The organism is Chryseobacterium taklimakanense (assembly GCF_900187185.1).
GTDB lineage: Bacteria > Bacteroidota > Bacteroidia > Flavobacteriales > Weeksellaceae > Planobacterium > Planobacterium taklimakanense.
The window spans coordinates 832,293-848,021 of record NZ_LT906465.1; the positions used below are offsets into that span (position 1 = coordinate 832,293).

Annotated in this window: 7 protein-coding genes; all 7 read right to left on the bottom strand. The window is 40.7% G+C overall.

What is annotated here, in order from left to right; translation table 11 throughout:
• Positions 1-31 precede the first annotated feature (31 nt).
• Complete coding sequence (locus CKV81_RS04010) at positions 32-3,187, bottom strand: efflux RND transporter permease subunit (RefSeq protein ID WP_095070623.1); 3,156 nt, start codon at positions 3,185-3,187, stop codon at positions 32-34.
• 20 nt (positions 3,188-3,207) lie between these two features.
• Complete coding sequence (locus CKV81_RS04015) at positions 3,208-4,263, bottom strand: efflux RND transporter periplasmic adaptor subunit (protein WP_095070625.1); 1,056 nt, start codon at positions 4,261-4,263, stop codon at positions 3,208-3,210.
• A 1-nt stretch (position 4,264) separates the two neighbouring features.
• Positions 4,265-5,599, bottom strand: a complete 1,335-nt coding sequence (locus tag CKV81_RS04020) for a TolC family protein (protein ID WP_095070627.1) — start codon at positions 5,597-5,599, stop codon at positions 4,265-4,267.
• Positions 5,599-6,201, bottom strand: coding sequence for a TetR/AcrR family transcriptional regulator (locus tag CKV81_RS04025; RefSeq protein ID WP_095070629.1), 603 nt, complete (start codon positions 6,199-6,201; stop codon positions 5,599-5,601). The genes CKV81_RS04020 and CKV81_RS04025 overlap by 1 nt, the downstream gene beginning before the upstream one ends.
• A gap of 167 nt (positions 6,202-6,368) precedes the next feature.
• Positions 6,369-8,957 carry a T9SS-dependent M36 family metallopeptidase gene (locus CKV81_RS04030; RefSeq protein WP_095070631.1) on the bottom strand — a complete coding sequence of 863 codons (2,589 nt, stop codon included), beginning with the start codon at positions 8,955-8,957 and terminating at the stop codon, positions 6,369-6,371.
• Positions 8,958-8,960: 3 nt separating this feature from the next.
• On the bottom strand, positions 8,961-10,514 hold the full coding sequence (locus CKV81_RS04035; RefSeq protein ID WP_095070633.1) for a T9SS type A sorting domain-containing protein: 1,554 nt from the start codon (positions 10,512-10,514) through the stop codon (positions 8,961-8,963).
• Between the two features lie 292 nt (positions 10,515-10,806).
• Positions 10,807-15,480 (bottom strand): DNA polymerase III subunit alpha, encoded by a 4,674-nt coding sequence (dnaE, locus tag CKV81_RS04040; protein ID WP_095070635.1) that lies wholly within the window; start codon positions 15,478-15,480, stop codon positions 10,807-10,809.
• Positions 15,481-15,729 lie beyond the last annotated feature (249 nt).

The window sequence follows — 15,729 nt, forward strand, 5'->3', positions numbered from 1 at the left end:
CGTTTTCATAAAGGTATTTAATTGAATTGATTTAAAATTCCAGTTCGTTTTCCGGATGCATGTGCTCGTAATCAGCCACCATTTCTTCTTCGTAGTTTGTTTTTTCCTTTTTAGAAAAACGGTATTCCAGTTTTACAACGATTAGGTACACCACTGGTACAATGATCAGCGTAAGGAAAAGCGATGAAATTAGACCACCGATAATAACAATCGCCAGACCATTATTCATTTCCGCAGCAGCACCGGAAGCCAACGCAATTGGAAGCATACCGAAAACCATCGCAATGGTTGTCATCAAAATCGGTCTTAACCTTGCATGGTTCGCCTGAATCAGTGCGTTCTCAATGGTTTCGCCTTTATCGAGTCTGTGGTTGGCAAAGTCTACGAGTAAGATCGCGTTCTTCGCTACAAGACCGATTAGCATGATGATTCCTAAAATCGTAAATATGTTCAAACTCTGGTTCGTTAATGCCAACGCCCAAAGCGCCCCGATAAAGGAAAGTGGGATGGAGAACAATACGATAAACGGCTTCAGGAAGTCATCGTAAAGTACCACCATAATCATGTAAACAAGCATAATCGCAGCAAGTAAAGCTACTCCCAACGTTCCGAAACCTTCGCTTTGGTTCTCCATATTACCGCCCCAAACCCAGTTTACACCAGCAGGTTTTTTAACTTCAGCCATTTTTGCTTCCCATTCGGCAGCTACGGCTCCGGTTGTTTTTCCTACAGTCTGTGCCTGAATGGTAACGGAAGGTGAACGGTCATAACGCTCAAGCAACGCCGGACCTGAAGTAAAATTGATGTCTGCAAACTGCGATAACTGAATTCTGAAACCATCTCTGTTAACAAAGTTGATATTCCGCACGTCATCAATACTTGTACGGTTGGCTTCATCCAGAATGATATTGATATCATATTCATTGTTTCCGGTACGGAATTTATTGTCGGTATTTCCACTGAAAGCCGTTCGCAGCGTTTGTCCTACTGTAGCAACATTCAACCCGAGAGAGGTCATTTTATCACGGTCTACCGTAACTGAAATTTCCGGATTTCCTTCTTCTACACTCAGTTTTATTTCAGAGGCACCGTCAATTTTATGCAGTTGCGCTTCGGCAGTTTTTGCATAAGACATTGCGTCTTCTAGGGTGGTTCCGGTTACCGTCATTTGGAGCGGAGCCTGTTCAGCTCCCATAAATCCAACCGGTACGGTGGTTACTTTGGCACCCACCAATACTTTTTCAAGTTCACGTTTCAGCTTGGCAGCATATACTTTGGTATCATCTTCTCTTTCAGATTTCGGCACCAATTCAAGACTGATTTCAGATTTATAGTTGGTAGACTGCATTGCGCCCATACCTCCACTCACCTGACCTACCGAGGTAATCATCTTTACGATTTCAGGTTTTTGCGCAAGATATTTTTCTGCATCCTGCGTGATAAAATTGGTTTCTTCAAGAGAAGTGTCTTTGGGCATTTCAATCTGTACGAGGAATTCTCCTTTATCAGTTCCCGGGAAGAAATCTGAGCCGATGTAACCCATTACTGCCAATGCAATTGCACTAACAAATAAAATAATGGTAATCCCGAAAGTTTTCAATTTGTTTACTAAACTCCATTTCAGGATTCCTTCTATTTTGTGGGTAAACCAGGTAAGTCCGTTCTCGAATTTTTCAAGTATTTTACCAAAGAAAGATTTATTGTCAATAACTTCCAGCTTTCCATAACGTGAGAAAAGCCAAGGCACAACGGTAAAAGACACTAACAATGAAAGCAATGTTGCGATAATCACCGTAACACAGAACTGGGAAATAATATCAGAAACCAAACCGGAACTCATCGCGATCGGAAGAAATACCACTACAATTACCAAGGTAATGGCAGTAACGGTAAAACCAATTTCTTTTGCTCCGTCATAAGATGCACGCACTTTATTCTTGCCCATCTCCATGTGGCGGTGAATATTCTCGATAACTACAATCGCGTCATCCACAAGAATACCTACCACAAGGGAAAGCCCAAGCAAACTCATAAGGTTCAAACTGTAACCCAGAATATACATCCCAATAAATGTCGCAATAAGCGATGTTGGAATCGCCACCATTACAATAAGCGCGTTTCTGAAACTGTGTAAGAAGAACATCATTACAAACGCCACAAGCCCAATAGCAATCAATAAATCTTTGATTACAGCATTCGCCGCTTCAAGGGTAAATATGGAAGTATCACTGGCTATTGCAATTTTGATGTTACGGTCTTTGTACTGTTCTTGAATCTGAGCGATTTTCATCTGCACCAGTTCACTTACCTCTACCGCATTGGCATCAGTCTGCTTCTGTACCTGAAGCATCATGGTATTTTCCTGATTGATACGGGCAATTTTATCTGCTACCTTCTGCGTGTCCTGAACTTCAGCAATGTCGGAAAGGCGGATGTTCTGACCATTTTTTGAAGAAATAGTAAGATTTCTGAGTTCTTCAACTGATGTAATTTTCCCTGCCAGACGGATGAGTGTGCTGTTTTCACGGGTCTTCAAACTTCCCGTAGGGAAATCGAGGTTTGACATGGTGATCATCTGCTGAACTTCGGGGATGGTAAGTCCGTAACCTTCAAGTTTTTCCTGATTAAGGTTGATGCGGATTTCGCGTTCCTGTCCACCGATGATGTCTACTTTTGATACGCCGGGAATCCTAGAAAATTCAGGCTGAATTCTTTGGTCAATGAGTTCGTAGAGTTCATTTTCAGTCAAATTACCGGTTACCCCCATTCTTACGATCGGCATATCCGAAAGCGAGAACTGGGTGAGCGAAGGTTCATCGATGTCTTCTGGAAGATCGGAACGGATTGCGTTAATTTTTCGCTGGGCTTCATTCAAAGCAAAATCCACATCGGCATCATTATTAAACTGAATAATAACCACCGAAAGACTTTCGTATGATTTGGACTGAATTTTCTTTACACCTTCCAACGCCGAAACCGCGTCTTCTATTTTTCGGGAAACTGTATTTTCAACCTCCGCCGGCGATGCACCGGGATATACTGTGGCTACGGTTACTACCTTTACTTCGAATTTTGGAATAAGCTCGTAATTGAGCTGGGTATAACTGAAGAGCCCACCGATGATCAGTAATGCGAGCATTACAATGACCAAACTGGGTCTCTTAATCGATACTTCTGCTAATTTCATTTATTTATTTTTACCGATTATTACTTAAGTTTACGGATAGGAGTTTTATCTGTCAGGTTAATCTGGCCGCTGGTTACAACTTCGTCACCAGCCTTCAAACCACTGATAACTTCTACACGGTCGCCGTAGTTTACACCTCCTTTAATCTTTGTGAGATAGGCGATATTGTTTCTTACAACAAACACCTGATTATCACTTACACTTCCCACAAAAGCATCACGTGGAATGGTAAGTACGTTGGTTGCACCACTTCTGTTGAACACTGCGGTTCCGTACATTCCTGCTTTCAGTTTATTAAAACTGTTCGGTACTGTAATTTCTACCGGGAATTTTAATGCTCCGGAAGCTGTAGGTGCGATGAAAGTGATTCTTCCGTCCAGATCACCATCAATTACATCAGGCTTTACTTTTACGGTATTTCCGAGGGAAAGTTGACTCACTAATGACTGATCTACATCCACTTTCAGTTTTACTGAAGAGATATCTACCACTTCCACAATTGGCGAACCTGCACCAACAACGCTACCAACTTCTACCAACTTCTGGTTCACGATTCCGCTCACTTTAGAAATGATATTGGTATCGCCTGAAACCAAATTTGCAGATTGCAGTTGTGCTCTTGCGTTTTTTACCTGAAGTCTTGCCTGATCGAGTTGCAATGCTGTAACTCCACCGGTTTTATATGCCATTTCGTAACGGTTAAGCGCTGCCACGGCATTATCCAAATTCGCTCTTGCGCTGGTTACGTTTACGTTTACTTTGTCGCCGGCAAGTTTTCCGATGCTTTGTCCGGCACGTACATAACTGCCTTCTTTTACGTAAAGTGCAATTAGCTGACCGCCCATTTCAGGGGAAATCATCGCCTGTCGGTTTGGCAGAAAAGTTCCGTTTACGGAAAACTCACCGCTAATTTCTTCGGCTGCAACTGTTGCGGTTCTTACCTGTACATCTTTATTGGTTTCGGCAACTACGGCTACCTGTGCTTCGTTTTTCTTTTTGTTGTTTTGAAGGATGAAGAAAAAAATCGCGGCGATCGCTAAAACAGCTAATATACTGATGATTGTATTCTTTTTCATTTTAGTTTAATTCGTTTAATGTTCTGAGTTTTCCCTGAGATTTTAATAGTTCTATTTCAGCAAGTTTATAATCTAACTTGGCCTTTGTAAGGTTGTTTTTGGCTTCGGTAAGGTCGCGCTCGGCATCCAGAATATCATTTAAAGTTGCCAAACCGTATTGGTAATTGCTTCTTGTATTTTTAAGCACTTCTTCCGCCAGATTCACGTTTTCTTCCTGAGTGCGGATCATCGTCATATTGTTCTCAAGAAGGGTTATAGCGTTTTTGTGTGCTAAATCCAGTCCGAGTTTGGTTTCGCGCAAATCAGCTTCTGCTTTTAAGATTTCAATTTTGTTGAGTTCTATTCTTGATTTTGTTGCAAAACCATTGAAAATCGGCACGTTAATATTCAACCCAATACTTGCTAAATCTGACCAATACACGCCATCCTTTTCACCATGCCACCAAGGAAATTTTGCTCCCTGGCCAAGGAATCCGTAATTCGCGCTTAATGCAACTACCGGGTAATATTCGGCTTCGGACGCTTTTTTCTGCCATTCCAACAGTTCAAGCTGTTTATTCATCAATTTTATTTCAGTGCGGTCGTCGATATTGGCATCGTAGCCCAAAACCGATGGATCAAATGTTTGCTGAGGAAGTTGGATTTCTTGATTCATATCCATTCCAATCATGAATTTCAATGCATTTTCTGAAAGATCCACAGCATTTGACGTTTGCTGAACCGCCGAATTCACGTTGTTTCGAGCAACCACTACCCTGTCGTAATCGATTTTTCGGGCAAGTCCTGCATCATACAAACCTTTGATAATTTTAATGGTTTGATCGGTGATTTTCAGATTCGATTTTGCATTTTCGTTCATCTGTTCTGCCTGGTATACCTGAAAATAAGCGTTTGCCACTTTTTCGATAATCTGCTCTTCGGTAAGTTGTGCATTAATCAGATAAAATTCTTTGGTAGATTTCGCCGCTTTCAAACCTGTAAAAACCGACTGGTTGAAGAGCTGCTGCTGCAATTGAATCATATTGCTGGAGGTCCATCTTTGTCCGAACGACACTTTCACCTGCTGACCCGGCGCACCGAACATTTCGCCCGGCAAAACTGTTTCCTGCAGGAGCGGGTTGTAAGTCGTATTACTGTTGAAAGAAATGTTGGGATAGGCGTTGGCCTTCACCTCCGCAATCTGGGCATCTCCTTTTTTAATGTTGAGCCTTGCTTTTTCTGCTTCTGCTTTGTGTTGCAAGGCATGTTCAATGGCTTCGGGCAAAGTGAGCACCTTTGCTTCCTGAGCCTGAAAGAGGCCTCCGCAAAGAACAAGACCGATTAATAATTTCTTCATTATTTTAAATTATACTTTTTTAATTCTGATTTGCCTTTCTCTGTGGTAATGGCGTTCATGTAGAGCATCATCACTTCATGATTAAACGCTTCGCGTTCCACTTTCTCGTGCTCCACGATGGGCGAACTGTCGTAGGACATCATCAGCTGAACGAACAGTTTAGAATAAATTTCCGCGTTAAAGTCTTCTCGGTAATAGCCCTGCTCACGGCCTTTTGCAATATTAAGAAGCAATACTTCGGAAAATTTTTCCGAAAAATTAATCATATGCTTGTTAAATATCGCGGGATAGTATTTAATCAGCTGCTTAATCATCATCGATTTGTTGGACCTTACGGCCCTTTCCATCTGTTCATCCCTGCAAAACATTCGTTCAACTGCATTTTCTACTTCAACATCCAGTTTCTGCATTTTTTCGACGATATCATTCAGTTTAAAATCGAGAACTTCTTCTATTAATGCTTCTTTATTTCTGTAAAGTTGATACAGCGTTTTTTTTGACATCCCGAATTCCCTGGCGATATCATCCATAGTAAGCGTCTTGGAACCGTGTTCAATAAACAGGTCCGTGGCTTTCTGTAAGAATTGTTTTTTGTCTTCCATAATAAATTTGGCTGCAAAGATACAGTATAGGAAACTTATAAACCAAAAAAGTTTCCTAATTTTTTGTTAATTTTTTTTTAATTAAGATGTTTCGTAATTAAATTTACCTTAAACCATTAAAAAAACCGTCTGAAAATCAGACGGTTCTTTAAAAATTATTTAACTGTTTATTTTTTGATCAATAGTTTTGTTGTATAACTTGAATCCTGACCTACTGCTTTTACAACATACATTCCGTTTGGTAAAGAAGCTGTGGAGATTTCGTTTTCCGTAAGGCCAATATTTTTGGTTAATAGTAATTTTCCAGAAATATCATAAACGCTCACTACAAATCTACCTTTGGCATTAGTTGGTAATTGAACTTTAAAGAAGTTTTGCGCTGGATTCGGGAATATCTGCATTTGGTTAATTTTAATATCAACTGTCGCCAATGTACCACTAATACATTCTTCAGGAACTGTAAAATCTTCCACCTGGTCGTTAATGTTTTTCTTATCTCCTGCACTGGCTTTTACACCCAAGCCTCTTTTCGCGAAAGTATTCCATATCAAACATTTGTTTTCGCCATCAGTGGCTGCTTTATCCGCCGCTAGAATAGCTTCTCTACCGTCAATAAATGTTGGGTTGCAGGCCTGCAGTTTCATTCCGTCGATCACCAGCTGTAATACACGTCCGCTTCCGCTATTTCGGTTAGCAAGCACGTCGCTGGAATAACCATATTTTGACACAAAATTCCAGTGAAGATCCCAAAGCATTGTAGCCCAGATGAATCCAATAGAGTGCTGGTCTGGTGTCATACCACCTGTTGATGAATCTGTAACCTGCATTCCATTTGTTTTAGCATAAGTAAAATTGTTGATGCTAAAATTAGGCGAATATTTTGCAGGCCTTAAACCAACACCGCTTGTGCTTTCACCCAAAGCATAATTACCCACTCCTCTAGCAACATTTGCATTATCGCCAGGCCTGTTGGTTAGCATTAAAGCGAGGAAATCTGACCAACCCTCACCCATTTGCTCAGCACTTTGAGTTTTTAATAAGCAGCTTGTTCCGGTGCCGGTTAAACGGTTTGAAAGTCCGTGTCCATATTCATGAACGATAATTCCGTTATCAAAACTACCATCCAATGAGATATTTTCGTCAGGATTGAATCGAAGAGTCACATTTACATCGCCTTTGCTTAGCAAAGATTTCATGTAATTTCCATCCTGATTTTTGATAAGGATCGATGGAATATTCACTGTTTCTGCAGGAGTCCCTCCCATCGTTCCAAAAGTCACAGTTTCATTCTGATTATAGACGATTGCAGCCTTAGCTCCCGCCTTCTGCGCGTTAATAACTTTAACAGTAAAATTACATGTACCACGTTCGATGAGGGCAATCTTATCTTTGAAAAAATCAGTCGGATATGCAGTACATCCGTCAACAGGATTCCCTAAAGCAACAAGTGCTGAAATACCTGTCGCATCTAACTTCGGTCCGAAACTGGCGTCTTTTGTTTCCGGTCTTACAGTTACGGCTTCTGCCGGACTGTTATAAAAAAGTCTGTTTATAATCGGTGCTTCCCATAAAAACATTTGCATCCTTGGTAAGCTTCCGTCAGCAGGACTTGAGAAATTCGCATTATTGGTTCCTGATGCATCTTGAGCTTGTGCGATAACAAAATCAGTCTCCTTTCCTCCTTTTTCAAAGTTGTGCCACTGGAAATTTCTGGCGGTTTCTGTAAATCCAAATTCGTATAAAATATCGTGAACGATGTTATTTACATAAAAAAGGTTTGTTATTGCCGCATCAAGGTTCTCCAAAGGTTGTTTTTTAAAGTCTAAAGGAAAATCAAAATTGTTTGAGGAGCCTGCAATTGCCGGATTGCCTATAGTTAAATTGTCCCCGTCCAGATCTTCGGTAGCATAAACGTTATTTCCCCTTGTATAGTTGGAATAAAGTTCCGAAGATGTGGTTTTAACATATTGCCAGCCTTCCGGTGACGCATTCAAAATCCAGGGATTTGTTACTGTACGCCTACTGCCAGAATATGGATTTTCAAATGGAAGCGGAAACACATTGTAAGAAGCAGAAGCAGCTGGTGCAAGCAAAATGCTCGACTCTTGATGATTTGAAGCCTCCAATTGCGGGAAAATCTGCTTGCCATCATAACTGTAAGCCTCGTGATGAAAACTACAACTGTTGGTTTTCATTTCTTTTAAAAGTACTGCACCATTGTCATCCGTTACAATCACGAGCCAAAGCATCCCTGCATTGTCCTCAAATTCATACTGATCAGCTAGCACCAAGTTGCCGTCTTTTTCAAAGTAAATTTTATGATAAATTATCGGTCTTGCTTCAGCCGCGTGATTCTCAAGCGTAATTCTTTCTACAAAAACATATGATTTAATTCCGAAATCAGTAGCAATTTTATCGAATGTTACAGGCTTTGAGACTTTATTCAGTCTTGAAGTCTGACCAACTCTGGACCTTGAGAATGCATCAATGTAAGTCTTAACTTCATTATTTTTAAGTATTGCAGTCGAAACAGAATTGAAAACAGGAATTCCGTTTACTGACTGTTGGATTTTAACAATGTTACCTCCCAAGCTTTTCGAAAAATCTTCATTAATTACTTCAAAATCGATTTCATTAGCAGTTCTTGCTGATTTTTGAAGATAAGTTTTAATAATTTCTTTTGTTGATTGTGCCGCAAGAGGAAGAGCGGTACCAGCAAGTGCCAGTACCAATAATTGGAATTTTATTTTTTTCATGATTTAGTTTTTAATTATTTTTTCTGTAACCACAACGCCACTCTGCAATATCATTTTAACAAGATAAATACCTTTAGTTAAATCCGAAACAGAATGTCTTTCCTGAACTTTAGTAAATGATTTCACCTTTTTACCCGATAAATCAAAAATTTCAACATTAGAAATTTCGTATGGGTTAAAGAATTGAATTTCATCTTTTACAGAGTTTGTGACTAAAATAATTTTAGTTTTGTTTGCTGTACCAACCCCTAATGTTCCAGAAACTGTAAGAGATATATCGAAATTTCCTTCAGGCGAATCAGTCGATGTAGACCACTGTCCAACATTTAGATAATAAGTTTTATTAGCTTCAGATTTTATATTAAGGGTTTCCGCCTCGCCTAATCCTGCTGCATCTACGTTAGTTTCACACACCAATTGCCCACACGTACCGCTATAAAGACCTAATTTTGCGTTCCAGGATACAGGCGTAACCACAATCGTCATTTCATCTCCGGTACCTTGGAAGGTATACCATACGCCGTCATTCATATCCCCTGCAGGTTTACAAACTTTCACGAAATCTGTCTGCGTTGCACCACCGCCATCATTTTGGGTGAATTTATATGGAAATGTATTGATTAATGTAGCCGTGCTGCAATTATCATTTGCAGGAGGAGCTGGTTTTGTGGTAAAAGATGTATAACTGCAACCGGTAGATTCACCGGCGGAATTTAGCGCTGTAATTTTTACGTAATATTTTTTGTTATATTCCAGAGGAGTAGAGAGTTTGTACGATGTCCCAGTCACAGGCTGTGCATTTAGTATATCACTGCCAGTCGCTGTTGTGGAAACCGTTAGTTTATATGAAGTTGCATCCTGGGACGGATTCCACGTGAAATCTGGATTTATGCTGATATTTGAGGAGTAGCTCGCGGGAGTTGATATCGTTGGACAGGCAGGTACAAGAACCGCCGAGCTTTTCGTAAGACCAAGTAGAGTAATTATTGATTTGAACGACGTGCGTGAGTATGACCCAGGACTGGCTGGGTTTATAGGAGCCGTCCCTAACAAATCAGTTTTATAAATCGCAGAATTGGTAACTGAACTTGCGAAATTGTAATACTTGCTGCTGCTATAGTTATAACTGGGTTGCTTTTCGTTTACTGCGATTACTAGATTATCTGTATTATTATAATCGAAAGGCGCTGTAAAAGTAATTTCTACCGAACCATTATTATTGACAACCTTTCCACTAAATACATTTGTCAAGTTGGAGACTGGCACCCAATCATTCGAAACAGCAAACGAGCTTTTCGTAGTATGTCCTATCCAAACATCCAAAAGATCTGATTTGTCGATCGCAGCAGAGGGTGACAACTGAAATTTAACTCCAGTTATTTGCCCAGGTCCTTCGGCGTTTATCTCAGTTTTGGTAAAAATTTGCTCGCTAAATGTAAAATTGTAATTATTGTCTGCAGGTAAAGAGCCCGTCGTTGTTCCACTCCCAATTGTGATTTGAGAATAGAAATTTGCAAAGCACGATGAAATCATTAACGTTAATAAAGTTTTCTTCATAAAAATTTAAAAATTAAGTTTTGCTAATATATTTTTTTATAAAACTTAAACAAAATTTTTATGATTTTTTATCATGATTTTAGCGCTAGATAAGGCTAACATCCTGATTATCTGTGATAAATATTTAAGGAAAAATTTATATTATCCTAAAATTTAATTCAAATAAGAAGGTTTTTTGCTGTTTTTGTTGCACCATTTTCTCAACTAAGTATCCGAAATTATTACGCTATGCATAAAAACGATTCAAAAGAATAAATTTTCTAAGGATGCATTTTTGTGAAAGTGACATCATTTAATTAAGGAAAAATTCATATTTATTTTCCTTGCCGAAGATTTCAAGCAGATCTCCGTTCACATCGATCTTCGTGCGGAGAGACACCAGCTCAAGATGGCTGTTTTCCTCAGGGTTTTTTATAAAAAAATGTAGTTTCTTTTCGCCTCTATGTTCTTCAAACGTTTTAACCAGAAAATCCAGATCATCTTTCCGCAAATCATTCACATCCATCACCACAGAGATACTTTTAGCATATTTCTCGAAGGCTTCTTTCAGGTCTATGACATCTGTTATGTTCACAAAAGCACGGCCTTCGCTCAGCACTTTGCCCTGTTTGTCCTTTTTGCCCGCCGTTAGCGAAAATTTAATTTTAAGAATTACAAACCGCTGTACATCGAGTTTATCGCGTAATTTGAGGTAATCCCGGTCACCCAACCGGAAACTGTAACTGCCGGTGTAATCTTCCAAAGTCATGAAGGCAACTTTTTCACCGCTGTTGTAGCCGTCGCGAACGGTGTATTCGGTGATCAACCCTGCAACCATAAACTCTTTCGCATTCGAGTTGAATTTCTGCTTTTCTTTAAAATCTTTTATTTCTTCAAAAAGTTTGATCTGTTCTGCACCAAAATTCTTATCCCGGAAGGCATCAATTTCATCTAAATTCAGAAAATTAAAGTTTCCTCTGGCTTCTACATTTTTCACCGGTTCTTCTTCGATGATTTCGCCGTCTTCAGCCAGTTCCAGATCAATAACTTCTTCCGGTATGTCATCCTCATCATTCTCTACCGGAGCAATGACTTTCTCCACTGTGATTTCCTCATCCTTTTTCCCTTCCAGAATTTCTTTCCGGGAAAGCGCACCCGTAATAAACTGGTACTGATATTTAAATTCATCCAAAGGATGGGCCGATAGGTAGAACCCGATAATTTCCTTTTCTTTATTGAGTTTGTACATATTGGGCCATTCCGGAGCAGGACTGATTTTTGGAGGCTCTATTTTCACCTCATCTGCAAAATCTGCAAAAAGAGAATTTTCCACCTCGTTTTTATTGTCCTGAAAACTCTGTCCATAGCGCAGAAGCCTTTCAATATTGGTTCTTCCGGCATTGTCGATGTCAAAATACTGCGCACGGTGGTATTTGTCAATTTCATCGAAAGCACCCGCCATTACAAGCGATTCTACCACCCTTTTATTGATTTGGCTTGAAGGAATCCGCTCAAAAAATTCAAGAACCGTATTGTATCTTCCGGCTTTTCGGCTTTCCACAATCGCTTCACTCGGCCCTTCACCGATGCCTTTTATCGCTCCCAAACCGAAACGAATCTGCCCTTTGTCATTCACCGCAAATTCGTACTGTGATTCGTTCACATCCGGTCCCAGAACATCCACGCCCATATTTTTGCAATCTTCCATAAACATGGTGATTTGCTTGGTATTGTTCAGGTTGTGCGTCATCACACTCGCCATATATTCCGCCGGATAATTGGCTTTTAAATACGCTGTGTGATAAGCAATTAAGGCGTAACAGGTAGAGTGCGATTTGTTGAAGGCATACTCCGCAAACGCTTCCCAGTCTTTCCAGATTTTATTGAGTTTAGCTTCGTCGAGATTGTTGGATTTGCCTCCCTCCAGAAATTTCGGGTACATCTTGTCCAAAACATCTTTTTGTTTTTTACCCATTGCTTTCCTCAAAGTATCGGCTTCACCTTTGGTAAAATTGGCCAGTTTCTGCGAAAGCAGCATCACCTGCTCCTGATAGACGGTAATTCCGTAGGTTTCAGCAAGATATTCTTCGTTTTCCGGAAGGTCATATACAATTTCTTCTACGCCGTGTTTCCTGTTGATGAAGTTAGGAATGTATTTAATCGGTCCCGGACGGTACAGCGCGTTCATCGCAATCAAGTCCGCAAAAACCGTCGGTTTCAGTTCGCGCATATATTTCTGCATTCCGGGCGATTCGTACTGGAAAATGCCAACCGTTCTTCCTTCCTGAAACAGCTGATAGGTTTTCTCGTCATCCAGAGGAATTTCATCAGTATCAATCTCAATTCCGTGGTTGGCTTTTACGAGTTTGATGGCGTCTTTAATGATGGTTAAAGTTCTTAACCCCAGGAAATCCATTTTTAAAAGCCCCGCGCTTTCCGCCACCGAGTTGTCGAACTGCGACACGATAATATCAGCATCTTTCGCAGCAATCGTAATTGGAACCAAATTAGAAATATCTTCCGGCGTGATAATTACCCCACAGGCGTGAATTCCGGTGTTCCGGATGGCCCCTTCCATTTTTTGGGCAGAAGCGAGCACACTGTGACGGTAATCCCCTTTATCTTCAAGAATTTTCTTCATTTCATCCACGAGGATTTTGTCTTCCGGCGGCAGTTTTTCATATTTTGAAAAAGCCTTGGCAATGTTCATCCCCGGACTTGGGGGAACGAGTTTCGCGATATTGTTGGTATCGGGAATCGGAACATCCAGCACTCTTCCCGCATCTTTAATTGCAGATTTTCCACCCAGTACGGAATAGGTAATGATCTGCGCTACATTGGTTTTACCGTATTTTTCCACCACCCATTTGATGACACGGTCGCGGCCTTCATCATCAAAATCAATGTCAATATCCGGCATCGAAATCCTCTCCGGATTCAAAAATCTCTCAAAAAGCAGGTCGTATTTAATAGGGTCCACATTAGTAATCCCGATGCAGTATGCTACCGCAGAACCGGCTGCAGAACCTCGTCCCGGCCCTACGGAAACACCCATTTTCCTTGCCTCGTTGCAGAAATCCTGCACAATCAAAAAGTAACCGGGATAACCGGTGTTTTCAATAACTTCGAGTTCAAAATCGAGACGGTCGGCAATTTCCGGCGTAATTTCACCATACTTTGCTTTGGCTCCTTCGTAAGTTAAATGGCGTAAATAGGCATTTTCACCACGTTTTCCACCGTCTTTTTCGTCTTCTTCGCTGAAAAATTCAGCAGGAATATCAAATTTCGGAAGGAGAACATCTCTTTTTAAAGTATAGGGTTCAAATTTCTGCAGAAATTCTCCGTACGCTTCGAAGGCATCGGGATAATTGCGAAACGTCTGTTTCAGTTCAGCTTCGTCCTTAATATAATATTCACTGGAAGGAAGGCCGCGGCGTTTTCCAAAGCCTTTACCAACCGGCGTTGAAAGTTTTTCACCGTCCTTGATACAGTATAAAATATCCTGAATATTGGCATCAGATTTTTCGGTGTAAAACGTTTCGTTCTGGGCCAGAATTTTCACATCATATTTATCCGCAAACCCGAGCAGTACGTCGTTCACGTGCTCCTCTTCCACCACTTCGTGGTTCTGGATCTGGACATAAAAATCTTCTCCGAAAGTATCCTTCCACCATCTGAACAATTCCTCACCCTTCTGTTCACCAAATTCCAGAATCGTATTTGGAATATCCCCGAAAGTTCCGGCTGTTAAAGCAATAACATCTTCCTTATATTCCGCAATCATTTTTCGGGAAATCCTTGGTACCCCGAAATAAAATCCGTTCACATAACCCAGACTCGACAGTTTTGCGAGATTTTTATAGCCGTTGAAATTTTTGGCCAACAAAACTACATTCGTCCTTCTGTCGGGATCGTCCTTGGTAAATGTTTTCTGCTCAGGACGGTCGGAAATGTAAAATTCGCAGCCCAAAACCGGAATCAGCTCTTTACGCGGTTCAGGCTCGGAAAATTCTTCTCCATTTTGTTCAGCTTCATCTTTTTTGGCAAAATATTCTTTGGCTGAATTTTTTATTGCACCGTTGGCTTTTTCCACTTCGGAAACAAATTTGAAAGCGCCCATCATATTGCCCAAATCCACCATTCCAACCGCCGGAAAATTGTTGTACAAAGCTTTTTTTATTAAATCCGAAATATCCGTAGAAGCCTGCAGGGACGAGTAAATACTGTGGTTGTGGAAATTGAAATAGCTTCCCAGTTCCACTTCCGGAGTGTCGCCAAAATCAACCGTTCTCTTCTTGGTTTTGGAAGCCGCAACCTGCCTTCTGATGACAATTCCGAAAGGTTTAATCGGATTCGGATTCGCGGCCCGGAAATTCCGGATCAGATCTTCAGAAATTTTTAAGTATGATGCATTAATGACACCGATCCTGAGCATTTCGAAGAAAACCTGTGCCGTGGCATTCACGTCTGCGGCAGCGTTGTGCGCTTCATCGAATTTATGACCGTAAAGTTTTTCGTAAATCTCTTCCAGTTTCGGCGACTTAAATTTGCCTTCTTTTCCGGACGGGATCGCGCAGTACTCTGTCCCGAAAATCATCGTATCGGCTTTAGGAAGATCCTGCAGTGAGTTTTCAATTTCTTTCCTGAAAAACTCGGCTCCGATAATTTTATAATCGAATTCAACATTCTGCCCGACGCCGAATTTTGCTTTTTTCAAAACTTCATTAAATTCCTGCAGCACTTCAGCCAGATCCCGGCCTTCTTCATTCGCCAATTTCGTCGTAATCCCGTGAATCCTCGACGCGTTGAACGGAATATCATAACCTTCCGGCTTAATGATATAATCCTGATTTTCAATCAAATTTCCTTCGTCATCGTGCAGTTGCCACGCAATCTGCACCATCCTCGGCCAGTTGCCGCTGTCGGAAACTGGGGCGTTAAAATTATTCGGTAAACCCGTGGTTTCGGTATCAAAAACTAAGTACATTATTTAAAAAGAAGCAAGTTAACAGTAAAAAGACAGAAGAAAAATCTGTCCTAATTTTTTGTAAAAGTAGCAGAAAAATACCGCAAAAAAAAGTTGTTTTTATTCCAAATTCATGAAGTGCGGCTGCCGGGCATTTTACATAACTTCTCTTCAAAGCGCACAATACCGGACATTAGCCAAGCCATATTTCAAAGTTCAGCTAAACCTTCTGTAAGGAGTTTGTTTTGGTTGCTGCAAGATTCATCCTAT

What these genes read in the sequence shown, in the direction of transcription:
- CKV81_RS04015 (WP_095070625.1), bottom strand. Translation starts at nt 4,263, where the DNA reads ATGAAAAAGAATACAATCATCAGTATATTAGCTGTTTTAGCGATCGCC.
- CKV81_RS04010 (WP_095070623.1), bottom strand. Translation starts at nt 3,187, where the DNA reads ATGAAATTAGCAGAAGTATCGATTAAGAGACCCAGTTTGGTCATTGTA.
- CKV81_RS04020 (WP_095070627.1), bottom strand. Translation starts at nt 5,599, where the DNA reads ATGAAGAAATTATTAATCGGTCTTGTTCTTTGCGGAGGCCTCTTTCAG.
- CKV81_RS04030 (WP_095070631.1), bottom strand. Translation starts at nt 8,957, where the DNA reads ATGAAAAAAATAAAATTCCAATTATTGGTACTGGCACTTGCTGGTACC.
- dnaE (WP_095070635.1), bottom strand. Translation starts at nt 15,480, where the DNA reads ATGTACTTAGTTTTTGATACCGAAACCACGGGTTTACCGAATAATTTT.
- CKV81_RS04025 (WP_095070629.1), bottom strand. Translation starts at nt 6,201, where the DNA reads ATGGAAGACAAAAAACAATTCTTACAGAAAGCCACGGACCTGTTTATT.
- CKV81_RS04035 (WP_095070633.1), bottom strand. Translation starts at nt 10,514, where the DNA reads ATGAAGAAAACTTTATTAACGTTAATGATTTCATCGTGCTTTGCAAAT.